This window comes from Nocardia sp. NPDC058176, assembly GCF_042883805.1.
Taxonomy (GTDB): domain Bacteria; phylum Actinomycetota; class Actinomycetes; order Mycobacteriales; family Mycobacteriaceae; genus Nocardia.
Map to the genome: position 1 here is coordinate 803,068 of NZ_JBHVVA010000002.1, position 21,786 is coordinate 824,853.

At 69.1% G+C, this 21,786-nt stretch carries 22 protein-coding genes; 7 read left to right on the forward strand and 15 right to left on the reverse strand.

The window, feature by feature from the left end:
• The first annotated feature begins 6 nt into the window (after positions 1 to 6).
• Positions 7 to 378: a hypothetical protein gene (locus ACFVVM_RS16290; RefSeq protein ID WP_387618252.1), complete on the forward strand. Its 372-nt coding sequence runs from the start codon at positions 7 to 9 to the stop codon at positions 376 to 378.
• Here the strand turns inward: ACFVVM_RS16290 and ACFVVM_RS16295 are convergent.
• The 5 genes from ACFVVM_RS16295 to ACFVVM_RS16315 form a co-directional block, all read right to left on the reverse strand.
• Complete coding sequence (locus tag ACFVVM_RS16295) at positions 375 to 1,133, reverse strand: ESX secretion-associated protein EspG (RefSeq protein WP_387618255.1); 759 nt, start codon at positions 1,131 to 1,133, stop codon at positions 375 to 377. The genes ACFVVM_RS16290 and ACFVVM_RS16295 overlap by 4 nt on opposite strands.
• Positions 1,134 to 1,166: 33 nt before the next feature.
• Complete coding sequence (locus ACFVVM_RS16300) at positions 1,167 to 2,498, reverse strand: hypothetical protein (RefSeq protein ID WP_387618258.1); 1,332 nt, start codon at positions 2,496 to 2,498, stop codon at positions 1,167 to 1,169.
• Positions 2,499 to 2,501: 3 nt separating this feature from the next.
• Positions 2,502 to 2,876: a hypothetical protein gene (locus ACFVVM_RS16305; RefSeq protein WP_387618261.1), complete on the reverse strand. Its 375-nt coding sequence runs from the start codon at positions 2,874 to 2,876 to the stop codon at positions 2,502 to 2,504.
• A gap of 14 nt (positions 2,877 to 2,890) precedes the next feature.
• On the reverse strand, positions 2,891 to 3,415 hold the full coding sequence (locus tag ACFVVM_RS16310; protein ID WP_387618264.1) for a DUF3558 domain-containing protein: 525 nt from the start codon (positions 3,413 to 3,415) through the stop codon (positions 2,891 to 2,893).
• 234 nt (positions 3,416 to 3,649) lie between these two features.
• Complete coding sequence (locus ACFVVM_RS16315) at positions 3,650 to 4,276, reverse strand: maleylpyruvate isomerase family mycothiol-dependent enzyme (RefSeq protein WP_387618267.1); 627 nt, start codon at positions 4,274 to 4,276, stop codon at positions 3,650 to 3,652.
• A gap of 69 nt (positions 4,277 to 4,345) precedes the next feature.
• On the opposite strand from ACFVVM_RS16315, the gene ACFVVM_RS16320 reads away from it, so the two are divergent.
• The 5 genes from ACFVVM_RS16320 (at position 4,346) to ACFVVM_RS16340 (ending at position 7,537) form a co-directional block, all read left to right on the forward strand.
• Positions 4,346 to 4,786: a MarR family winged helix-turn-helix transcriptional regulator gene (locus tag ACFVVM_RS16320; RefSeq protein WP_387618270.1), complete on the forward strand. Its 441-nt coding sequence runs from the start codon at positions 4,346 to 4,348 to the stop codon at positions 4,784 to 4,786.
• A gap of 169 nt (positions 4,787 to 4,955) precedes the next feature.
• The gene (locus ACFVVM_RS16325; protein WP_387618272.1) at positions 4,956 to 6,113 is read left to right on the forward strand and encodes an FAD-binding oxidoreductase; all 1,158 of its coding nucleotides are present in this window, start codon (positions 4,956 to 4,958) and stop codon (positions 6,111 to 6,113) included.
• 25 nt (positions 6,114 to 6,138) lie between these two features.
• Positions 6,139 to 6,897, forward strand: coding sequence for an FAD-binding oxidoreductase (locus ACFVVM_RS16330; protein WP_387618275.1), 759 nt, complete (start codon positions 6,139 to 6,141; stop codon positions 6,895 to 6,897).
• Between the two features lie 143 nt (positions 6,898 to 7,040).
• On the forward strand, positions 7,041 to 7,322 hold the full coding sequence (locus ACFVVM_RS16335) for a hypothetical protein (protein ID WP_387618278.1): 282 nt from the start codon (positions 7,041 to 7,043) through the stop codon (positions 7,320 to 7,322).
• Positions 7,319 to 7,537 carry a hypothetical protein gene (locus ACFVVM_RS16340; RefSeq protein ID WP_387618280.1) on the forward strand — a complete coding sequence of 73 codons (219 nt, stop codon included), beginning with the start codon at positions 7,319 to 7,321 and terminating at the stop codon, positions 7,535 to 7,537. The genes ACFVVM_RS16335 and ACFVVM_RS16340 overlap by 4 nt, the downstream gene beginning before the upstream one ends.
• Positions 7,538 to 7,557: 20 nt before the next feature.
• On the opposite strand, the gene ACFVVM_RS16345 is transcribed toward ACFVVM_RS16340, so the two are convergent.
• The 7 genes from ACFVVM_RS16345 to ACFVVM_RS16375 form a co-directional block, all read right to left on the reverse strand.
• Positions 7,558 to 8,127 carry a suppressor of fused domain protein gene (locus ACFVVM_RS16345; RefSeq protein WP_387618283.1) on the reverse strand — a complete coding sequence of 190 codons (570 nt, stop codon included), beginning with the start codon at positions 8,125 to 8,127 and terminating at the stop codon, positions 7,558 to 7,560.
• A 103-nt stretch (positions 8,128 to 8,230) separates the two neighbouring features.
• Entirely contained in the window at positions 8,231 to 9,400 is a 1,170-nt protein-coding gene (locus tag ACFVVM_RS16350; RefSeq protein ID WP_387618286.1) for a globin domain-containing protein, read from the reverse strand.
• Positions 9,401 to 10,015: 615 nt separating this feature from the next.
• On the reverse strand, positions 10,016 to 10,417 hold the full coding sequence (locus ACFVVM_RS16355) for a heat shock protein transcriptional repressor HspR (protein WP_387618289.1): 402 nt from the start codon (positions 10,415 to 10,417) through the stop codon (positions 10,016 to 10,018).
• Positions 10,417 to 11,607: a molecular chaperone DnaJ gene (gene dnaJ / locus ACFVVM_RS16360; protein ID WP_387618292.1), complete on the reverse strand. Its 1,191-nt coding sequence runs from the start codon at positions 11,605 to 11,607 to the stop codon at positions 10,417 to 10,419. The genes ACFVVM_RS16355 and dnaJ overlap by 1 nt, the downstream gene beginning before the upstream one ends.
• 21 nt (positions 11,608 to 11,628) lie before the next feature.
• Positions 11,629 to 12,186: a nucleotide exchange factor GrpE gene (grpE, locus tag ACFVVM_RS16365; RefSeq protein ID WP_387618294.1), complete on the reverse strand. Its 558-nt coding sequence runs from the start codon at positions 12,184 to 12,186 to the stop codon at positions 11,629 to 11,631.
• Positions 12,183 to 14,048 carry a molecular chaperone DnaK gene (gene dnaK, locus ACFVVM_RS16370; RefSeq protein WP_387618297.1) on the reverse strand — a complete coding sequence of 622 codons (1,866 nt, stop codon included), beginning with the start codon at positions 14,046 to 14,048 and terminating at the stop codon, positions 12,183 to 12,185. Before dnaK ends, grpE begins: the two co-directional genes overlap by 4 nt.
• A 273-nt stretch (positions 14,049 to 14,321) precedes the next feature.
• Positions 14,322 to 15,899, reverse strand: a complete 1,578-nt coding sequence (locus tag ACFVVM_RS16375) for an MFS transporter (protein ID WP_387618300.1) — start codon at positions 15,897 to 15,899, stop codon at positions 14,322 to 14,324.
• 84 nt (positions 15,900 to 15,983) lie between these two features.
• Here ACFVVM_RS16375 and ACFVVM_RS16380 point away from each other — a divergent pair, with 84 nt between their 5' ends.
• Positions 15,984 to 16,460 carry a MarR family winged helix-turn-helix transcriptional regulator gene (locus ACFVVM_RS16380; RefSeq protein ID WP_387618303.1) on the forward strand — a complete coding sequence of 159 codons (477 nt, stop codon included), beginning with the start codon at positions 15,984 to 15,986 and terminating at the stop codon, positions 16,458 to 16,460.
• Positions 16,461 to 16,463: 3 nt separating this feature from the next.
• Here ACFVVM_RS16380 and ACFVVM_RS16385 read toward each other — a convergent pair whose 3' ends face one another.
• The 3 genes from ACFVVM_RS16385 to ACFVVM_RS16395 are packed head-to-tail and all read right to left on the reverse strand — an operon-like array spanning position 16,464 to position 21,777.
• The gene (locus ACFVVM_RS16385; protein ID WP_387618305.1) at positions 16,464 to 17,996 is read right to left on the reverse strand and encodes a dynamin family protein; all 1,533 of its coding nucleotides are present in this window, start codon (positions 17,994 to 17,996) and stop codon (positions 16,464 to 16,466) included.
• Complete coding sequence (locus ACFVVM_RS16390; protein WP_387618307.1) at positions 17,993 to 19,831, reverse strand: dynamin family protein; 1,839 nt, start codon at positions 19,829 to 19,831, stop codon at positions 17,993 to 17,995. Before ACFVVM_RS16390 ends, ACFVVM_RS16385 begins: the two co-directional genes overlap by 4 nt.
• Before the next feature lie 17 nt (positions 19,832 to 19,848).
• Positions 19,849 to 21,777, reverse strand: a complete 1,929-nt coding sequence (locus ACFVVM_RS16395; protein WP_387618310.1) for an IniB N-terminal domain-containing protein — start codon at positions 21,775 to 21,777, stop codon at positions 19,849 to 19,851.
• Positions 21,778 to 21,786: the final 9 nt, after the last annotated feature.

Consider the following 21,786-nt stretch of genomic DNA (forward strand, 5'->3'; position numbering starts at 1 on the left):
TCAACCATGAACGATCTTCGACTTTCGGCGCCGTTCGATGGGCGCGACGCTCAGGGCAGGCCGGTGGTGAACCGGGCCGCGCTGGATCCGAGCATCCGTGATCGGGTGTTGGCCTACCTCGAACACGCGCCGGTGGTGTTGAGCGCACGCAGTTACAGCGCAGATGATTTCGCGCCCGAGGTGCGCGACGTGCCGATGAACTTCCAGACCGACGGGGTGTTCGTCTGGCCGGGCGCGGTGCCGCACTACCTGCGCAAATACGGGCTCCCGCCGGAGTCGGCCCTTGTCGAGCACATCGTCGCGCGCGGGTTCGTCCTCGGTGAGGTGGCCGAGGAGGATCGGCAGCGAGCCGTCGCCACGGTCACCGGCGGCCACTAAGGGGCGCGGTAGGTGCCTGCTCGGGCCTTGGCCGCGGTGGTGGAGAGGATGGTGGCGAGGGTGGAGTGGATGCGGGTGGTGGTGGCGGGTTTGGCGATGAAAGTGGTTTCGCCGTAGAAGACGTAGCGGCCGTCGCCGGTGATGTCGTGGACCTGGAAGTCGTCGCGGCCTTCGGTGTGGCGGTTGTCGACGCTGGAGTGGGCGTAGACGCCGATGTGGGTGAGGGTGTCGGTGGGTTTGGCGAGGAAGGCCTCGAGTTGGTCGCGGGGGGTGGGGTTCCAGGAATCGCGGACATCGGCGCGCGGGGCGGCGAGTTCGGCTGCGGTGACGCGGATTTCGCGGCCGGAACCGGCGGCGGCGCGGGGCAGGGTGGACAGGACCGCGGCGGCCAGCGTGTCGGGTGCGAGCAGGTAGAGCGTGATGTCGCCGGGATCGGTTTCCGGGCCGGGGCTCTGCACGGCGAAAGCGGCGTAGGTGTCGCGCATTCCGCCGTGCGCGCGGATCGTCCGCTTGCCGCGCGAGGCGCCGGCGACCTCGACGCGGGCGTGCGGAGCGAGCAGGGCGGCCATGGCGTGGTCGAGGTCGCTGTCGAACTCGGCCATCAGGTTCTCGGCGGCCTTGCCGCGCAGGCGCAGGATCTCGGCCTGGGTCTCGACATCGATGTGGCGGTGGTGCAGCGGGTACGGCAGTACGTCGCGCCCCGCCGCTTCCCACAGCGTGCGGAAGTCGAGGGCGGTCAGCCGCCAGGTTCGCACGGGAGATCTACTCTGCTTCATCAGGTCTCGCGTCTAGTCCGCGCCGATGACCGGCGGGACCGTCTTGGGCAGGTCGTCGAGGCCGGTGAGTTCGTCGCCGTGGTCCTGGGTGATGAGGTAATCGGGGATGCCCTTGCTCGATTCGTCGTCCTTGCCGCCGCCTCGGGCGCCGGGACCCATCATGCCGGGCATTCCGGCGCGACCGGAGGTGCCCGCTCCCGTGCCGCCCGCGCGGGCGGCGGTGGTGGAGCCGGTGCCTGCGGTGCCGCCGCCGGGGAGCGAACTGCCAGGCGCGGGCACGCCCGAACCCGGAGTGCCGACGCCCGCCCCACCGGGAACACCTGCGCCACCGGGTGTTCCGACTGGTGAACCGCCGCCGGGGACAGTCGCTGCGGGAGAAGTGGCGGCAGGCGTCGTCGCGGCCGGAGTGGTCGACGCCGGCGTGGTCGAGGTGGGCGTCGTCGACTCCGGGGTGGTGGACGACGGCGTGGTCGGGTTGTCGCCGGGGGTTGCGTCCTGCTCGGTCGGGACGGTCGATTCCGGGGTGTTCCCCGGGTTCGTCGACGGCCGACCGGTGTCCGGCGTGGACGAATCCGGTTGGTAGGACGTGGGTCTGGTCGATCCGCCGTCAGGCCCGGTGCCGGTGCCCTCCACGGTCCTCGGCACGGGAATGACCGGAACCCGGTCATCGGATTCGTAGATCACCGGGGCGTAGACGGTGGTGAGCACGCGGACGGCCTCGACTTTCGCGTTGTTCTGCGCGACATCGTCATTGCGCCAGCCACGGCCGGTGAACAGACCGCCGAAATTGTCGAGCCCACTGCGATGTTCGGGTTCGTGCGGGACCAAACGCTTCGTCGGTTCGAGACCGGTACGCAATTCATCCAGCTTGCCGCTGGTGAGCGCCGCCGCGATGGTCACCTTCTTACCCGTATCATCATATGCTGCAACAGTTTCCGCCGCTGCATTCGCCGCGGCGCCCGCCCACACATCGGGCGTCATCCCGCGTGCGATCTGCGTGCGGAACTCGTCGAGCGAGGTGCTGTTGCGGGTGGAGATCTCGTTCCACGCCTTGATCAGATCGCCGACCGCGGCAAGGTCGATCTGGTCGACCTTGGCGCGCAGGACCGACAGATCCAGCGTCTCGAAGGGGTCGGTGTCCTTGACGACCGTCGGCCGGTAGTCGCCGTCGAACCCGAGGTCGCCCGCCTTCTGCCGGGCCCGATCGCGCTGGTCGTTGTAGCGGTTCTGGATGTCGGCGATCTGGGAGGCGTCGAGTTCGCCGTCGTCGTTGGCGAACGGGGACGTGACGAAATTGCGGAGGCCGCCGAAGAGGTCGAGGCCGGCGATGTTGGGTTGGGACATGGGCTACACCTGGCCGGTGGTGTAGTCGATGGCGTTGGCGTTTTCGATGTCTTTGCCGGTGATGTTCTTGAACGAGAGGGAGAAGACCTCGCGGAGTTGCTGCACAGCCTCGATGTCCTTCAACACCACGGCGTCGATCGAATTGGGCTCGCCAGTCGCTTGCGTGAGGAACTTCTTCTCGAGATCCTTCCCCATCTGGAAATCGCCGAAGCCGCTGACGTTCTGCACTCGCCGGGTGATGCCGAGGATGTCGCGGAGGTCGGACAGGCGCTGATCACACGCCTTGAACATGTGGTAGGCGGCCGCCTCGTCGTTGAGGTACACCTCACCGGCCTTCACCTTGTCGAGCAGCGCGCTGTACGCAGTGGTCTCACTCATGAACCCTCCCCGGTTCAGTTCGGAAAGATCGGAACGAGAACTTCCCCCACACGCGCCAGGTAGACGCACGGGTCTTCCAACCCGGTCTCCAATGGCGAGTTGAGAATCTCGAGTTGGACAACGCCTTGGGCAGCCGGGAAGACCACATCACAGCCGAGGTCCTTCGATGCACCCTCGACCTTGAACTGGCGGCCCTGGCGGCCCGCGATCGTCACATCCTGGAAATCGACGTTGCCCGACTTCTGTTCGAACTCCTCCACAGTCTTGTCGGTCGTGTAGACGGTCAGCGAATAGTCGGGTGCATCCCATGCGCAGATCTCCCACCCCGATTGCGCATGACCGCCGACACCGCTCTCCTCCGTCCCCGGATCGACCCCCGCCGCCGTCAACACCTCATCCGAGATCTCGGCACACGGATCCCACAACACCGGTTTGGCCGAGGTACTCACCCCCGAACTCCCCGTCCCCGACGACCCCTCCGAACCACCACACCCCGCCACCCCGACCACTGCCACCCCAGCCACGATCAGCGTCGTCACCGCGCGCCTCATCCCCGCCCCTTCCAGCCGGTCACTGCTTTGACCAGGGACATTAGCACGCGAAGGGGCGAGCGACCTGGGCCATGTCGCTCGATCGGGCCCGCTCGGACCTCGGCTTCGGGCCCTGTTCGCAGGGCCGGAAACCGGGGGCAAATCGGTGGTGAACCCGGCCGGAATCGGGGCGCGGACGATGAATTTCCCGTCCGGTCGGGTTTTCGATCGAATCTGTCCGGATCAAGTGGTCCCGAGCAGGCTCACACCGTCCCCGGTGAGTGCCGGGAGTACGCCGCGGCGACCGGTGAGCACGAGGAGAAGGTCGAGAGTTGTGCCGTGGATTTCGGGGCCGGTGCCCGCGGTCCAGGAGTAGTCGTCGGCGATCAGGTGGACGTGGTGGAGGCGGCGGCGGGCCCAGAACGGCCAGCCCATGGTCCAGACACGTTGGGCGGCACGGGCTGCGGCTTCCGGGTCGACGGGGATGACGCGGCCGAGGGGGCGGGCGATGTCCTGGGCGTGGACGATGACGTCGAAGTGGATGTTGCGGTGGTTGGTGACTGCGGGGAGGCGGTGCGAGTCGGCGAGGGTGTGCAGGACTGTGGACAGGTCGGCGGTGGTGTCGGCGTAGCGGACGGCGAGGTCGTGGTTGAGGCGGTGGAAGCTGCCGCGGGCGCGGGCGGCTTCGCGGAGCATGGTGAGCGGGCCGGGCGGTTGCGGGGCCAGGGCCACGTGGGCGGCGACATCGCGGACGCGCCAGCCCGCGCACAGCGACGGGCTGTCCAGTTCGTCGTCGGTACACCCGGCGAGCAGATCCGCGATGGCGCGACGCTGCTCGGCGATGGTCTTCCAGTACTGCCCGGCGTCCATGATCGGCCTCCTATTGGTCAGCCTTTCTGACTAATATAGTCAGTGAAGCTGACCGGATCAAGGAGTGAGATGCCCGCCGACGACGCCCTCAACCTCGGAGTTCTGCTGTTCGTGCCGTACCGAGAGATGGAACGACGCGTCCTCGAAGCACTCGCCGACGGCGGCTTCGACGACCTCACCCAGGCCCAGGCCCGCCTGGTCGCCCGCATCGCCCCGACCGGCTCCCGCCTGACCGACCTCGCCGCCCAGGCCCAGATCACCAAACAAACCGCGAGCGTCCTCGTCGACCAACTCCTGCGCACCGGCTACCTCCACCGCGAACCCGACCCCACCGACGGCCGAGCCCGCCTCCTCCGCCTCGCCGCCAGGGGCCGCCGCGCGGCCGAACTCGCCGATCACACTGCCGCACAGGTCGAATCGGAATGGACCGCCCACCTCGGCCCGCGGCGGGCGAACGCGCTGCGCGCGACGCTGACCGAACTGCGCAAGATCACCGACCCGTATCGATGAGGCTGTCGGCGTGGCCGTTGGGGTGGGCAGGGCATACGATCCGTGCGGCGAGCGGGACCGTGACGAGCATCCCTGCACCCAGCGCGGCATTTCGGGGGATACTTGACAGGGTGTCCGCCATCGGGCGGGGCCACATTGCAGCAATTCCAGGGAAAGGGAGCTTGACGACGTGGATGCGCGTTCGCTTGCGCTGGTCCGCGCCGATTTCCGCGGGGTGTCGGAGACACCGGGCGGGTCCGAGCGGCTGATCAGTGCTTTTTATGGTCATCTGTTCGCCCAGGATCCGTCGTTGCGGGAGCTGTTCCCCCCCGCCATGGACATGCAGCCCAAGCGGCTGACCACGGCGTTGCAGTTCGTGCTGGACAATCTGGAGGACTTCGAGCGGGCGCAGAAGTTCCTCGAGCAACTCGCCCGCGACCACCGCAAGTACGGGGTCGAGGCCGACCACTACGACCTGGCCGGACGCGCGCTGCTCGCGGCGCTGCGCACCTATCACGGCAACCGCTGGACCAGGGAGCTCGACGAGGGCTGGCGCGACATCACCATCCTGGTCTCGGCCTCGATGGCGATCGGCGCCAACGAGGACAAGTCGCAGCCGTACTGGGACGCGACCGTGGTCGGCCACCGCCGCGTGCTCGACGACCTGGCCATCGTGCGCCTGCAGGCCGACGGCCCGATCCCGTTCAAGGCGGGCCAGTACGTGCCGATCGCGATCCCGCAGCGGCCGAACATGTGGCGCTATCTCTCCCCCGCCATCCCGGCCAACCCGTACGGCGAGGTGGAGTTCCATGTGCGCCGGATCAGCGGCGGCTGGGTGAGCCCGGCCATCGTCAACGACACCAAGGTCGGTGACCGGTGGAAGATCGCCGGTCCGCTCGGCGGTCTGCAGGTGGACCGGGAGTCCGGCCGTGACGTGCTGATGATCGGGTCCGGCACCGGTATCGCGCCGCTGCGCGCGCAGCTGATCGAGATGAGCCAGCGCGGCATCAACCCGCGGGTGCACTTCTTCGTCGGCGGCCACTATCCCGGCGATCTCTACGACGTGAACAACATGTGGCAGCTGTCGCAGTCCAATCCGTGGCTCACCGTGGTGCCGGTCTGCGAGCAGCACACCGATCCGTGGTGGTACCCGCAGACGCCGCCCGATCCGCACGGCATGCACCGGCGGCTGGTCGGTAATCTGGGTGCGGTGGTGACCAGCTTCGGCGCGTGGTCGGATCGGCAGATCCAGATCTCCGGATCCCCCCGGATGATCGCCGACACCCGCCGCGCCCTGCTCCGGGCAGGCACCCCCAACGAGATCATCGCCGCCGACCCCGTCGGCTGACCACGTCCGTTCGCGAAAGAGGCCGATGAGCACCGAGTTTCCCGATCCCGCCTGGACGGCGACCGTCGTCGGTCACCACCGTTTGCGCCACGATCTGGCCGTGATCCGGCTGATCGGTGACTTCGTGCCCTTCGAGGCAGGCGGGTCGGTCGAGGTGGAGGTGCCGCAGCATCCCGGTGTGCGGCGGCGTCTTTCGCCCGCGCTGCCGCCCTCGCTGGACGGGAAGCTGGAGTTCCACGTGCGCACCGTGCCCGGCGGTTGGTGCTCGAGCTCGATCGTCGCCGACACCAAGCCCGGCGACCAGTGGCGAATCCACGCCCCCTACGGGGTTTTCGCCGTCGATCCCGACGCCACCGAACTGGTGCTGATCGCGGGCGGCACCGGCCTGGCCCCGCTGCGCGCCCAGATCCTCGACCTGGCCCGCCGCGACACCCCGCCCCGCACCTACCTGTTCTACGGCGGCCGCTCCCCCCGCGACCTCTACGCCGCCGACATGCTGTTCCTGCTCGCGGGCGAACTCCCCTGGCTGACAGTCATTCCCGTCGTCGAATCCCCCGAGGACCCCGCCCTCCCCGACGAATGGCACGAACAGACCCGCTCCGACATCGGCTTCGCCCCCGAGGAAATGCTCTACGGCACCCTCGCCGACGTCGCCACCGCCCACGGCCCCTTCACCCGCCACCAGGTCCTGGTCTGCGGCTCCCCCGCCATGGTCCACACCACCGTCGACCGCCTCATCGAAGCAGGCACACCCCCGACCAACATCACCGCCGAAGGCGCCTGATCACCCCTTCACAGTCGCGCCCCGCCACCGTCGACAGCGCTCTCGATCGTTCTCGGAGTGCGAACACCGGCGATCGACTCGGCGCGATCGAAGACCTGGCCGCGTGGGCCGGTCGATCCGATGTACTGGCCCGACTCAGCGAGATGCTGCACGACCGGAACGTGACAGTGATGGTCGATGCCGCGGCAGTCCTGGCCCGACTCGGCGGAAGAGACGGAATCCGCGCGATCGCCATCGAGCTCGGCCGGACCGCCGACGACCCCGACGCCGACTACATCATGTACAAGCTGGAGGAGCTCGAAGCGCTCGGCGAAGTGCCGATCCTCGATACGCTGAGATCTTTCGATGCGGCCGCTGAATCCGACGATTTCCGCCACGGCCGCACCGACATCGAACGCTACATGGGCCGTCACGACCCGAAATGATCACTCACCAGCAGACTCTGACCAGTGGATTCTGCTGGAATGTACTTGTGAAGTCGCGATTGGTTCCGGCTCCGCGAGCCAATGGGGGCAGTCTCAACGAGCTGGCCCATCAGTGGTCGGGCGGTATCGGGTTGGATGCCGAGTTCGAATCCGCAGTCGCGGTGATCGAGGAGCTCGCGAGCGCTGATGACGACAGCGATCCGTCGCAGAGCTGATCCACATCGTGGGGTGGTCTCTAGCGCGGGCTGAAGAGGTCGACCTGGTCCATGAGTTCGGTGAGGAAGAAGCCGGAGGGCATTGTTCGGGCTCGGGCGGTTTCGGGGGTGGTGAGGGGGACGATGTTCAGGATTCGGATGGTGGTGCCCTCGGCCTCGAAGATGTCTTGGGCCTCGGGGAACAGGGGGCCGGCGAACATGACTGTGCGGCAGTCGGGGAATCCGGGGAAGTCTTCTTCCAGGGTCATCATGTGTCCCCAGCCGAGTTGTTGGTCGGTGATCCAGGGGTAGGCGGCGAGGTTCGCCAGTAGGCGGGCCACGGCCGATTCGCGCTCCGGTTCCAGGTGACCTCGCCAGGAGAACCGCAGTTCGGCGCGGCCGCCGGGGGCGGTGGTCGCGGGCATCTCGCCCGCTGCCATGCCGACGGTGGCGAAGGTGGTCACCGGGATGCGGTCGGTCGGCCGGTACACCAGCACGTCGATGTGGCCCAGCGGGCCGGGGCCGTCCTCGAAGACGAACCCGTCGTCGGCGGGGCCGTACAGCTGGCGCACATCGTGAAAGACCGCCCGCAACAACGGAGAAGCACCCACCGACAATCCTTCCGACTCCCACCCTGCACCGCCGCACGATGGTATCTCCGCCGTGCGAAATGCTCTACGGCAGAGTCGATTCGGGCCGAGTCCGGCGAAGCGCTCAGAACAGGGGGTCGTGGCGGATGGACTTGGCCTGGGTGCCAGCGGCCATGAGGCGGAACTTGGTGGTTTGGACCATGGAGGGGGAACCGACGATCTGGACGTCGCGGTCGGCCCAGGGGCCGTAGCTGGCGACGACCTTGCCGATCTGGCCGGTCATTCGGGGTTCCAGGCTCGGTAAGTCGACGTGCGGCTCGCCGGAATCGTAGTACCACCAGGGGTTTTCGTCGCTCTCGCTGACGGGGGTGACGGTGAGCCACTTGTTGGCGACGGCCAGTTGGCTCAGGACCTGCAGGTCGTAGAGATCGCAGGGATGGTGGCCGCCGACGAACAGGTGCACCTTCGGGTTCACCCGGCGCTGGGCCATCGCCATCACCTGGGCGCGCAGCGGGGCGATGCCGGTGCCGCAGCCGACCATCAGCATCTTGCGCTTGGTGTTGCGCGGCACCCCGAGCCCGCCCAGTGGCGAGCCGAGCAGCCACTGGTCGCCGACGGTGGTGTGCGAGACCATGGCCGGGCTGACCCAGCCGCCGAGCACACTGCGGATGTGGAATTCGATCTCGCCGTTGGCATTGGCCGGATTGGCGGGCGAGAGATAGCGCCACATGCGAGGGCGGGCGGGGACCTGGACGCTGAGGTACTGCCCGGCGGCGTACTGCATCGGCTGGTCGAGCTGGACCCGGACGACGGCGAGATTGCGTAGCACCTCGCGGCGTTCGACGACCGTCGCGGTCCACGCCGGCGGGGTGGTCTCCTTGTCGGCGGCGCTGATCATCGCGCCGCTGATGGTGGCGAGGCCCTCGTCCCAGGCGGCGGCGACCTCGTCGGTCCACATCTCGGTCCCGGCGAACTGGCGCATGGCCGACTTCAGCGAGTTGGCCACGGCCACATAGTGGGCGGGCTGCACACCGTACTTGCGGTGGTCGCGCCCGAGCTGGGCGAGGAAGGGCAGCAGTTTGTCCGGCTCCTCCAGCCGGTCCAGCGCGTAGGAGATCGCCTTGACGAGCCGGTCACGCTGGGCATCCATGGCCGCCGGGAAGTAGTCGCGGACACCGGGGTAGTCCGTGAACAGGATCGAGTAGAACGACCTCGCCAGCCTCTCGGACCCACCGTCTTCCGCAGCAACCGCCTTGAACGTAGTACGGATCAAAGCGACAGTCCGCGAATCCATATGTGTCACAACCTCGTTTCGCCATCGAACGCTAGCCGCGCGGCGAGTGACGGGCTGGGAGGACACTCGTCAGCAGCCGATGCGAGAAGTCTAGGCGAGGTTTGCCAGCTTCGGAATCGTACTCTTAAACATCACGCGTGTAATTCTTTAAATACCATCCGGTGCTCATGGACGGTACCCCTGAAACATACTCTGGGACCGTTAATCAGGAGTGAACAGGCCCTCACACGCCCATGACTTACCTGGCAAAACCGACATTCGTCGACCAATGTGCCTGGTAGAGCGACTCTTCCGCTACGAACCCCGCACACCCCGATCCGACGCGCCGTGCCGTGACACGCGGGGAGGGCGACTCGGAGCGCCTGGTCGGCGGCGCGGAAATGCGTTCCGATTGATCCGAATTCAGCATCTCGCCAGCAAACTTTGAAACAGGAACGGCGCCAAATCCGCACTTCAACGCCCTGAGCGAGGACCACCGAACGGCAAGATCACGAATAAGTGGGTTGCTGAATAGTCACCAGCCGGTCGCCGGGGGTTGACCGGCACACGAACGGGCCCCCGGTCCGCGTCCACCGCAGCGGATCACGAACCAGGGGCCCGTCTAATCGAGAAGCCTCAGCGCCGATTCCGTGGCTGCCACACCACGAGCGCGGTACTGCGCTGGGGCGGCGACAGATCGGGCCGGTAGCCCGCCCGCAACCGCTCCATCTCCGCGCTCATCTCCTCGACGCGCTGTTGCAGCGCCTCCACCTGATTGGTGAGCTCGATGATGCGCTTGATCCCGGCCAGGTTGACGCCCTCGTCCTGCGACAGCCGCTGCACCTCGCGCAGCAGCTCGACATCGCGGGCCGAGTACCGGCGCCCACCACCCGAAGTACGTTGCGGGGTCACCAGACCCAGCCGGTCGTAGGTACGCAACGTCTGCGCGTGCATCCCCGCCAGCTGAGCCGCCACCGAGATCATGAAGAACTCGGCACGCGAGGTCGAACCCGACGCGGACTTCGGATTGTCAGCCATCAAGCACCCGCCCATCCAGCCCGCGGTTCGAAGCCACTGGCCTTCTCCGCCTCCTGATAGCGCTTGAGCGCATCGGTGGCATCGGAGTCCAGCTGCTGCGGAACCGCCACCTTCACCGTGACCAGCAGATCACCGGCGCCGCCCGCCGCACCGCGCTTGGGCACGCCACGACCACGTACCCGCAGGATACGCCCGTCGGCGGTGCCCGGCGGCACCTTCACGCCGACCCGGCCGTCCAGCGTCGGTACAGAAACGGTTGTCCCCAGCACCAATTCGCTGTAGCTCACCGGCAGCACCAAGGTGAGGTCGTCGCCCTGACGGCCGAAGACCTTGTCCTGGCTCACGTGCACCGTGACATACAGGTCGCCCGAGGGCGCCCCGCGCAGTCCGGCCTCGCCCTGCCCGGCCAGCCGGATCTTCTGGCCGTCGCTCACGCCCGGCGGAATCCGGACGGTGATCGTGCGGGTGCGGTTCTGGATACCGGTGCCCGAGCAGTCGACGCACGGGTCGTCGATGATCGAGCCGGTGCCGCGGCAGTCGTCGCAGGGCTCGCTGAAACCGAACGCGCCCTGATTCCGGCTGACCACACCGGCACCGTTGCAGTGCGGGCACACGCGCGGGCTGGTGCCCGGCTTGGCGCCGCTGCCGTGACACGTGGTGCACGGCGAGGGACTGGTCATCCGCAGCGGGACGGTGACACCCTGGGCCGCCTCGCGGAAGCCCAGCGTGGTCTCGGTTTCGACATCGGCACCGCGGCGCGGACGGCTGGCCGCCCGACCGCCACCCCGGTTGAACAGCCCGCCCAGCAGATCGCCGAGCCCGCCGTCACCAGCGGCGCCCGCGCCACCGGCCTGACCGAAGATGTCACCGATGTTGAAGTCCTGCGAGAATCCGCCGCCCGCACCGGGTGTGAAGCCACCCCCGGTGCCGTAGCCGCCGCGACCGCCGCCGCCCGCGAACAGGCGGCGCGTCTCGTCGTACTCCTTGCGCTTGGCCGGATCCGACAGCACGGCATTGGCCTCGCTGACCGCCTTGAACCGCTCCTCGGCCTTGGTGTCACCCGGATTGGAATCCGGGTGCAGGTCGCGAGCGAGCTTGCGGTAGGCCTTCTTGATCTCGTCCTGCGAAGCGCCAGAGGAGACGCCCAGCTCCTTGTAGAAGTCCTTCTCGATCCACTCCCGTTGACTCACCGGGCATCTCCTCCTCTCGTGTTATTTCGCGTCGGCGTCGGCATCCGCGTCCGATGCCTCCACAGCCTCGGCATCGGTTACCCCGACCATCGCGTGCCGAAGCACCCGATCGCCGAACCGATAGCCCTTGCGCATGACCACACCGAGTACCGGCTCGGCGCCCGAACCCTCGTGCTGCACGGCCTCGTGCAGCGTCGGGTCGAACGGGTCACCGACAGCGCCGAACTCGACCAGACCCTGCTTGGTGAGCGCGGTCTCGAGCTTGTCGGCCACGGACTTGAGCGGACCCGTCTCCAGGTCGCCGTGCGCCCGCGCGCGGTCCAGATCGTCGAGCACGCCGAGCAGTTCGGTCACCACCGACGCCTTGGCGGCATCGATGTTGGCCTGCCGGTCGCGCTCGACCCGGCGGCGGTAGTTCGCGTACTCCGCGGTCAACCGCTGCAGGTCGGCGGTGCGTTCGGCCAGCTCGTCGCTGACCGGCGCCTCGGTCTCGGGCTCGGGCTCCACCACCTCGGCGGTGTCGGGCTCGACCACTTCTTCCTCGATCAACTCCTGCTCGGAGGAGTTGGCCTCGGTCACTTCTTGTCCGTGTCGACCGGCTCGTCCACGACCTCGGCGTCGACGACCTGGTCGTCATCGGCCTGGCTCGGGCCCGCGCCGTTACCGGACTGGGCGTCGGCGGCGGCGCTCGCCTCGTAGATCGCCTGGCCCAGAGCCTGCGACTCGGCGGCCAGCTTCTCCACCGCGGACTTCACCGCGGAGATGTCGGTGCCGTCGAGAGCCGTCTTGGCCTCGGCCACCGCGGCCTCGACCTTGGCCAGCTGATCGGCCGACACCTGCGCGCCGCCCTCGCTCAGCTTCTGCTCGCTGATGAACTTCTCGGTCTGGTGCACCAGCGACTCGGCCTGGTTGCGGGTCTCGGCCTCTTCGCGACGGGTCTTGTCCTCCGCGGCATGCGCCTCGGCGTCCTTGACCATGCGGTCGATCTCTTCCTTGGACAGACCGGAGCCGTCCTGGATCTTGATCTTGTTCTCCTTGCCGGTGCCCTTGTCCTTCGCGGTGACGTGCACGATGCCGTTGGCGTCGATGTCGAAGGTGACCTCGATCTGCGGCACGCCGCGCGGGGCCGGGGGCAGGCCGGTCAGCTCGAAGGAGCCGAGCAGCTTGTTGTGCGAGGCGATCTCGCGCTCGCCCTGGAAGACCTGGATCTGCACCGACGGCTGGTTGTCGTCGGCGGTGGTGAAGGTCTCCGAGCGCTTGGTCGGGATGGTGGTGTTGCGCTCGATGAGCTTGGTCATCACGCCGCCCTTGGTCTCGATACCCAGCGACAGCGGGGTGACATCGAGCAGCAGGACGTCCTTGACCTCACCCTTGAGCACACCGGCCTGCAGGGCGGCGCCCACGGCGACGACCTCGTCCGGGTTCACGCCCTTGTTCGGCTCACGGCCACCGGTCAGTTCCTTGACCAGGTCGGAGACGGCGGGCATGCGGGTGGAACCACCGACGAGCACGACGTGGTCGATGTCGGCCACGTTGATGCCGGCGTCCTTGATCACGGACTGGAACGGCGCGCGGGTGCGATCCAGCAGATCGGAGGTGATCTTCTGGAACTCCGAGCGGGTGAGCTGCTCGTCGAGGAACAGCGGGTTCTTGTCCGCGTCGACGGTGATGTAGGGCAGGTTGATCGAGGTGCTCTGGCTGGAGCTCAGCTCGATCTTGGCCTTCTCGGCGGCCTCGCGCAGACGCTGCAGGGCCATCTTGTCCTTGGTCAGGTCGATGCCCGAGCTGGCCTTGAACTTGTCGACGAGCCAGGTGACGACGCGCTCGTCCCAGTCGTCGCCGCCGAGGTGGTTGTCACCGGAGGTCGCGCGGACCTCGACGACGCCCTCGCCGATTTCCAGCAGCGAGACGTCGAAGGTGCCGCCACCGAGGTCGAAGACCAGGATGGTCTGCTCTTTGTCGCCCTTGTCGAGGCCGTAGGCCAGCGCGGCCGCGGTGGGCTCGTTGACGATGCGCAGCACGTTCAGGCCGGCGATCTGGCCGGCTTCCTTGGTGGCCTGGCGCTGGGCGTCCTCGAAGTAGGCGGGGACGGTGATGACCGCGTCGGTGATCTCCTCACCGAGGTAGGCCTCGGCATCGCGCTTGAGCTTCATCAGCGTGCGCGCCGAGATCTCCTGCGGGGTGTACTTCTTGTCGTCGATCTCGACGTTCCAGTCGGTGCCGATGTGGCGCTTGACCGAGCGGATGGTGCGGTCGACGTTGGTGACGGCCTGGTTCTTCGCAGGCTGACCGACGAGCACCTCGCCGTTCTTCGCGAACGCGACGATCGAGGGGGTGGTGCGCGAGCCTTCCGAGTTCGCGACCACGACCGGCTCGCCGCCTTCGAGCACGGCGACGACGGAGTTCGTGGTCCCGAGGTCGATTCCGACCGCACGAGCCATGGTGATTTCCTCCTGTTTGACGAAAATGGGGCAACAGTCTCAGCCAACGCTGAGTGTGGTGGGCTCAATCCTGCCCGCAAGATCTGCCGCGAGTCAACCCGAACTTGAGTCCATCACACTCAACATTGTCGACGATCACAACCAGCAGCTGCGGCGATTCATTCCCGCCGCCACCAAAAATTCCCCACCCAGCGAGTCATTCTTGCCTCGACTCCACTCAACCGCAGCACCCGATGCCACATCGTGACTCCGCGGAGACCGGGGTTACCCCAGCTAGACCTTTCGCGCCGGTTTGACGAAGGCTGTCGTCGCCAGCGCGAGAACGAGCAGCCCCGCGCAGAGGTAGCTCGAGATCTCGATGCCCGCCGCCATGGCCTCCCGCGCGGCTTCGGCGACAGGAAGGGAGGCGGGGTCGGCGGCGAGGGCGGGGATGACCGAGCCAGCGCTGTCGGTGACGGTGGCGTCGAGGGCGGCGACCTCGGGTTCGGACAGGCCCGCATCGGTCAGGCGGTCGCGCAGACCCGTGCCGAGGGTGCTGAAGAACACCGTGGTGAGCACGGCGATGCCGAGGGCGGAGCCGAGCTCGCGAGCGGCGCTCTGGATTCCCGAACCCTGCCCGGCGCTCTCGCCCGGCACGTCGGCGAGCACGACATTGGTCACCTGCGCGGTGGCGAAGCCGACGCCGATGCCGTAGACGAACAGGGCGAGCGCGATCGACCACCAGCTGCTGTCGGCCGCGGCGAACAGGCCGAGCATGGCCAGGCCGAGGGCTTCGAGCAGCAGGCCGATCCGCACCTGGCCCAGCGCCGAAACCGACGCCGTCAGCGAGAAACTCGCCCCGCTGGCGACGAAACTGCCGATGGCCAGCGGCACCAGCGCCAAGCCCGCCTGCAGCGCGGAGTAGTCGAGCGCGAACTGCATCCACAGCGGCAGCACCGCGATGATGCCGAACTCGCCGAGGCCGACGATCAGCGTCACCACATTGCCTTTGCGGAACGAATCGATGGAGAACAGCCGCACATCGAGCAAGGGTTCGCGGTCGGCCCGACCGAGCATCGCCTGCCTGCGCCAGAACACCGCGAGCGCCGCGAGCGCGCCCACCAGCGCGACGAGCACGGGCGAAGGTCCGCTGCGCCAGGCGAATTCGCCGATCTCCAACGGCTCGGTGACCGTCAGCCAGCCGTAGTGACGTCCTTCGATCAGGCCGAAGGCGAGCAGGCCGAGACCGAGTGCCGACAGGACAGCGCCGAGCCAGTCGACCCGGCCGACGCTGCTCGGCGAGGCGGGCAGATAGATCAGTACCGCGACCATGATGAGCGCGACAGCCGGAATGTTGACGCCGAAGGCCCAGCGCCAGGAGAAGTCGGCGAGCCAGCCGCCGAGCAGCGGGCCGACCGCGGCGGCCGCGCCGATCGTCGAACCCCAGATCGCGAAGGCCTGGCCGCGCGCCTTCCCGGTGAAGGCCGCGTTCACCAGCGCGAGCGAGGTCGGCAGGATCATCGCCCCGCCGATGCCCTGCAGGAATCGCGCGGCGATGAGCAGCCCGCCGCTGGGGGCGAGCGCGGCGAGCAAGCTGGTCGCGCCGAAGACGACCAGGCCGATCAGGAATAGCTTGCGCGCGCCGTAGAGGTCACTGAGCCGTCCGGTGAGCAGCAGGAGCGCGGCGAAGACGATCGCGTAGGACTCCTGGATCCACTGCGCCTGAATCGAGGTGATCCCGAGATCGTCGACGATCGGCGCGATGATCACGTTCACGATCGTCAGGTCGACCACGATCAGCGCGACGCCGAGCGATACGGCGATCAATCCCAACCACAGCCGAAGCGGTGGCGTCTCTGTCTGGGTCTGCACTTTACCTCCATCATCAAGTTACTTTATGATGAAGGTAGATCCGGGGCGGTAGGTTGTCAATCCGGAGGCGAACGAGAGGACGAGATGGCGAAGCGGACACCCGGCGATGTCGCCACGCAGCGACAACGGCTCGCCGCCGGGCTCATCGACTACGGCGCGAGCTTCACCGAACTGGGCCGTCGCTTCGCCGACACGCTCGGCGTGCACTCGACCGACGCGTTCGCGCTGATGGAGATCGCGGCCGCCGAGCAGGCCGGGAGCCCGCTCTCACCGGCGTTGCTCGGCAAGCGGATCACGCTGACCTCGGGTGCGATGACGACGCTGCTCAATCGCCTGGAAAAGGCGGGCTACGTCACCCGCAGCCGCGAGCACACCGACCGGCGCGTGGTGACGCTGCGGTGCAGCGACCGCGCCAGGGAATTGGCCGACGAGTTCTTCCGGCCGGTCAACGCCACGCAGGACGCGATCCTGGCCGAGTATCCGGCCGAGCAACTCGTGGTGTTCGAAGAGCTGCTGTTCCGGTTGCGAGCGGCGATGGACGGGCCCGCGGCGCCGCAGTAGCGCTCAGCGGGGCAGCGTGGCCAGGATGCCCTCGGCGCTGCGGGCCGCGGCGCGGCAGGCGGTGGCGGTGGCCTGGTCGGCGAGTGGGTGCGCCGCGCGGGTGCGCCAGGTGCGGACCGCCTCGACCGCCCTCGCCCGCAGGGTGTGCTCGTCGACGTCGAGCGGCAGGCCCAGACGCAGGTGCGCGGCGACACCGGAGCCGCCGAGGATTCGGTGCAGGTCGGCGAGAACCGCTGCGGGCAGCGGGAGTTCGTCGGTGCGCAGGCGGCCGAGCAGACGCAGTTCGGTGAAGCCGTGCACGTCGGCCAGGCGAGCGCGCACGCGGGGCAGCAGCTGATCGGCGTCGGTTCCGGGACGGGTGGCCAGGATTCGGTTCAGGGCGCTCAGCGCCGAGTGGGCCTTCAATTCCTCCGCACGCTGGCCGAATTGGATCTCGAGGACCGAGCGGAGTTCCTCGATCCCGCTGCGCTCGGCCAATTGCGCTGCCAGCGTGGCGGAATCGCGGGCACCGAGGCGAATCAGCATGTTGGCCAACCGGATACCGAACAGGCCGAAGCGATCCACCAGTTGCGCGCGCGTCTCGGGCGCCACCGGCAGCGCGATGTCGGCGCGGGCGAAGCGATCGGCCGAGAGCAGGGCGTCGCCGAGCACCTCGGCGGGCACCGTGGACAGTGCCTCGAAGGCGGCGAACTCCGGCTGCCGCAGCGTCGAGGCCGCGTACGCGAGCAGACCGGCCACCGGAATAACCGCCTGGCACAGGCCGGTTCGCTCCAGCTCGCTCGCGAAGCGGGCGGCGACATCACGCGCGGAATGCAACGCGTCGATGCGGCCCGCGCCGATCTCGTCGGCACGCGAAACCACCCCGATCACACCGAGCGGGCCCGCGCCACCGGCACCGGTGCCGATCTGCTCGAGGAACTGCACGTCGGCGGCGTCGAGGCGGCGCAACAGGTAGACCACGGCGTCCGCGCCGGGCGAACCGCCCTCGGCGGCGGGGGTGAGCAGTCGCGCGGTGCGCTGCGACACCTCACGCGAGAGGGAGGAGGTGCCGGGGGTATCGATGATCGTGGTCTGGGCCAGCGCGGCCGAGGGCCAGCCGACCTCGAGGTGGTCCACCGCGCGCGGGCCGTCGGCGTCCCAGCTCAGCGCGTTCAGATCGAAGGTGAGGCCGTGCGCGCCCGCGCCGCGGCGCACGATCACATTGGCGCGGGCGCCGTCGGCGGCATGGGCGGTGACGGTGGGGGTGGCGCCGTCGCGGTACCAGGTGACCACGCGGGTGCACTCGGTGGCGTCGGTCGGGGCGACGGCCTGGCCGACCAGCGCGTTGAGCAGCGTCGACTTGCCCGCTTTGATCGAACCGGCCAGCGCGACGCGCAGTGGCTCGCGCAGGCGGTACTCGCAATCGGCCAGCAAGGCGCGCGTGTACCCGTCCCCGGCGAAGGCCCGCGCTGCCGCGGCGACCAGTTCGTGCGCCTCGGCCAGGACCGTCGATGTGGTCCGGCCACCGGGCGCGGCGGTGTCGAAACGGTGGTTCACCCGGACACAGTACCGCCGGGCAGTTCCTGGTCGGTGTGCATCGAATCCGCGTATCGGCGCAGTTCAGCGACCGCGCGCAGTTGCCGTTCGAGCACGGCGGTGCGTTCGGCGCGATGGGTGGCGGCCATCGTCGCGGTGTCCTGGGCGGCCCGCAGCGAGTCGTCGATCGACCGCAGGGTGCGCTCGGCCACCCCGGCGAAGTGATCGCGCAGCGCGCGGTGGATGCGGTGCAGGCGGTCCTTGGTGTCCTTGCCCGCCTGGAACGCCACATCGTCGAGGAAGCGCCGGACCTCGGCGTTGGCCTCGATCCGGCGCCGCGCCAGGCGCGCGGACTTGTCGTCGCGGTAGGCCTTGCCACCCACGATCAGACCCGCGCCCAGGGAGATCGGATTCAGCATCGCCAGCCCGGCGAACGTGGTGGCCAGGCCGACCATCAGGACCCCACCGTAGGAGCCACGCATGCCGACCAGCACCTTGCTGGTGAAACCGATCTCGGGCTCGAGCTCGGCCAACGAACCCGAACCGAGGAGCGTGCGCTCGTCGTCCATGTCGGCGTGCACCTCGGGCAGCTCGACCGCGCCTGCCTCGGCGAAGTGGGCCGCGATGCGTTCGGCGAGCGATTCGGCGCGGCGGTGGGTGAGCAGGAGGTTGTCGCCGAGGGCGGTGTCGACGGTGCCGGACAGCCATTCGGCGACCGCGTCCCAGTGGCGGCCGGGGTCGTGTTCGTCGATCCACTCCTGGCCGGTGCGGGCGGCCTCGCGCAGCCGTTCCCGCAGGTCGTGGTCGATGTCGCCGACGAGATCGGTGATGCCGTCGGCGAGTGTCTGCTGCCAGGTCGCGGTGCGCCGCTGGAGATCCGCGGCGGCCGCGCGGGCCGCCTGCAACTCCGCGACGGCGGCCGTGCCGAGCGCGGGATCGCGCAGGGCGACCAGCTCGCTGCCGAGTACGAGCGCCAAATGCTCCGCCGCCGAGGACAATTCACGGGCCACGGCCTGCCGGGTCGCGGCCTGGTCGCGCGTGACCACCCGGTCGCGCAGGAATCCGAACAGCATTCCGAAACCGGATTCCTGGCCGAGCTGCGCGTCCTGCAGGCGCAGGGCGTGCGCGCGCAGCGATGCCGACACCGGGATCAGGGCGACGTCGGCGCGGGCGCGGGTCAGGTGGGCGCGATCCGCCGCGAGCACCTGCTGCCAGTGCGGATACAGGTCGGTCTTGGTGAGCAGGACGGCGACCGTTGGGCACAGTTCACGGAGCTGACGGACGAAGGTGAGCTCGGGTTCGGTGAGCTCGGTGGACGCGTCGGACAGCACGAGTACGGCGTCGGCCGCCGCGGCCATACCCAGGACGCCTGCGGCACAGGAACTTCCGTGGCCGCCGACACCAGGGGTGTCGATCAGCACGACGCCATCGGCCAGCAGCCGATTCGGCAGCTCGACCTCGATCCGCACGATCTGCCTGCCCGCGGCCGACGGACTGCGGTGGTCGACGCGGCCGATCTCGGCGACCGGGATCTCCACCCGCGATCCTTCCGCGCCGGGCTCGGCGAGCACCAGGTGGGCCCGTGGTTCGGCGCCGTAGGACAGCTGGAGCGGGAGGACGGTGGTCGTGTCGTCACCGACGGGGCACACGTCGAGGCCGAGCAGCGCGTTCACGAACCTGCTCTTGCCCTGACCGAGCTGGCCGGTGACCACGATCCGGTGCCGCGGATCGCGTACCCGGTCGGCGACCGTCTCGAGTCGCACCACCAGATCGTCGCGACCCGCGGCGCGGGCCGCCGCGACGGTGTCGGCCAACACCGTCGTCAGCGGCACCACCTTCGGTGCGAGAGTCCCCATCGCAGTAGCCGTTTCGCTCAGTGGAACAGTCCGTCGGTGTGCGTGTCCGGGCCGGTCTCGACGACCGCGCTCGACTCACCGAACAGTGACGACTCACCGCCGAGGCTCGATCCGTGCAGGCCGGAACCGAACGCGCTGGAGACGTCGACGGAGGACCAGGTGCCCGCGGCGGTGGTCACCGCGCCCTGGGTGCCGAACGCGCCGGCGGAGTCGATGTCCGTACCGAGGGCGTCACCGGCTGTGGCGCCGAGTTGTGTGCCGCCGGTCGCGGTACCGGTCAGCCCCGCACCGAGCCCGGTACCCGCCGTGGCGGACCCACCCGCATCGACGACACCACCCAGCCCTGCCTGCGCCCCACCGACAGCCGAACCCGCCAGCCCAACACCACTTTCCGCGACGCCGACCACTCCGACCTGGGCACCGCCCGCAGCCGTGCCCGCCAGCCCGCCGCCGGCATCAGCGAGCCCACCAAGACCTGCTTGCGCACCACCCGCGGCCGAACCAGCCAGGCCGACACCGGAATCCGCGATGCCGCCGAGCCCAGTCTGGGCACCGCCTACGACCGAACCCGTCAGACCCGCACCGGCATCGGCAAGGCCACCGAGACCTGCTTGAGCACCGCCGGCCACCGAACCCGTCAGCCCCGCACCGGCGTCCGCGAGCCCACCGAGACCCGCTTGCGCGCCGCCGGTGGCCGAACCGGCCAGGCCTGTGCCGACGGTCGCGGCGGTGTCGAGGCCGCCCTGTAGACCGCTCGTCAGGCCGATGCCGGTGGTTGAGGACAGGGCTGTATCCAGGCCGGTGGTGACCTCACCACTGCCGGTGAACCCGCCGATCAGGCCGGTACCGGCCGACGCGACACCGCCGAGCCCGGTTTCCAATCCCGTTCCGAATTCGGCCCCCGCGCCGACCGCGCCATCGAGCCCGGTGATCGCCGTCGTCGTCGCAGCGGCGCCCAGTCCTCCGGCAGCCTGCGCACCGGCCGTGGCGGCGGCACCCAGCCCACCCGCCACGGCAGTCGCACCACTCACCCCGGCATTCACCCCACCAGCGAGCCCCCCGCCGATCCCTGTGGCGAGCCCACCACCGACGCCCGCGGCTCCCTCCACCGCGCCCGTGACGGCACCGTCAACCACACCACCGAGCGCACCTGTCGCGCCGACCGCTCCGGTGAGGGCTCCGCCGAGGCCCGCCGCGGCGCCCGCGCCCACCGCGCCGACCACCCCGGCGCCCGCGCCGATGGCCCCGTTCAGGGCCGTGTCCAGGCCGGTGGCGGCGCCGATCGCGCCGTTGACGGCACCGTTCAGACCGGCGGCGACATCGGCTCCGGCCGCTACCGCGCCGTTGAGCTGGGCGCCGAGACCTGCCGCGCCGTCCAGTGCTCCGTTGAGGCCGACGCCGAGACCCGCGGCGCCGTTCAGCGCTCCGCCGAGGCCGGCGCCGAGACCGATCGCGGTATTCAGCGCGCCTTCGAGGCCGACACCCAGATCGACCGTGGTGTCGATCGCTCCATCCAGGCCGACGCCTGCGTTCAGGTCGACGTTCGCGCCGGTGACCGCGGAGACGGCGGCGTCGATACCCGCGCCGACCTGGGCGGCGGCACCGGCGACCGCCGAGGCCGCGGCGCCGAGGCCGATGTCGAGGCCGACGCCGAGCTGGCCATCGGCAGCGGTGGCGGCCGTGACGGCGGCGGCCGCGGCGGCCGTCGAGGTCGCCGCGACACTCGCACTCGCCGCCGCGCCCGCCGCCACGATCGCCTGCAACTGGGAGCCGCCGCTGACCACCGCGGATTCCGCCACCATCGGGGCGCAGGCGGAGATGTCCTCGGGGGTCACCTCCAGGCCGGCGGCGGCCAGCGCACCGTAGGGGTTGGCGCAATAGGTCGCCGCGGCGTCGCGGTTGCGCAGCAGGTTGAGGATGAATTCCAGAATCGCGTTGGGTGTCATCGAGATCAG

Excerpts from the sequence above, each read along its gene's own strand:
- ACFVVM_RS16320 (WP_387618270.1), top strand. The coding sequence starts at position 4,346 with ATGCCCGCCGACGACGCCCTCAACCTCGGAGTTCTGCTGTTCGTGCCG.
- ACFVVM_RS16355 (WP_387618289.1), bottom strand. The coding sequence starts at position 10,417 with ATGGCTGACAATCCGAAGTCCGCGTCGGGTTCGACCTCGCGTGCCGAG.
- ACFVVM_RS16330 (WP_387618275.1), top strand. The coding sequence starts at position 6,139 with ATGAGCACCGAGTTTCCCGATCCCGCCTGGACGGCGACCGTCGTCGGT.
- ACFVVM_RS16350 (WP_387618286.1), bottom strand. The coding sequence starts at position 9,400 with ATGGATTCGCGGACTGTCGCTTTGATCCGTACTACGTTCAAGGCGGTT.
- ACFVVM_RS16390 (WP_387618307.1), bottom strand. The coding sequence starts at position 19,831 with ATGGGGACTCTCGCACCGAAGGTGGTGCCGCTGACGACGGTGTTGGCC.
- dnaK (WP_387618297.1), bottom strand. The coding sequence starts at position 14,048 with ATGGCTCGTGCGGTCGGAATCGACCTCGGGACCACGAACTCCGTCGTC.
- ACFVVM_RS16395 (WP_387618310.1), bottom strand. The coding sequence starts at position 21,777 with ATGACACCCAACGCGATTCTGGAATTCATCCTCAACCTGCTGCGCAAC.
- ACFVVM_RS16380 (WP_387618303.1), top strand. The coding sequence starts at position 15,984 with ATGGCGAAGCGGACACCCGGCGATGTCGCCACGCAGCGACAACGGCTC.
- ACFVVM_RS16335 (WP_387618278.1), top strand. The coding sequence starts at position 7,041 with ATGCTGCACGACCGGAACGTGACAGTGATGGTCGATGCCGCGGCAGTC.
- ACFVVM_RS16290 (WP_387618252.1), top strand. The coding sequence starts at position 7 with ATGAACGATCTTCGACTTTCGGCGCCGTTCGATGGGCGCGACGCTCAG.
- ACFVVM_RS16305 (WP_387618261.1), bottom strand. The coding sequence starts at position 2,876 with ATGAGTGAGACCACTGCGTACAGCGCGCTGCTCGACAAGGTGAAGGCC.
- ACFVVM_RS16340 (WP_387618280.1), top strand. The coding sequence starts at position 7,319 with ATGATCACTCACCAGCAGACTCTGACCAGTGGATTCTGCTGGAATGTA.
- ACFVVM_RS16315 (WP_387618267.1), bottom strand. The coding sequence starts at position 4,276 with ATGGACGCCGGGCAGTACTGGAAGACCATCGCCGAGCAGCGTCGCGCC.
- ACFVVM_RS16300 (WP_387618258.1), bottom strand. The coding sequence starts at position 2,498 with ATGTCCCAACCCAACATCGCCGGCCTCGACCTCTTCGGCGGCCTCCGC.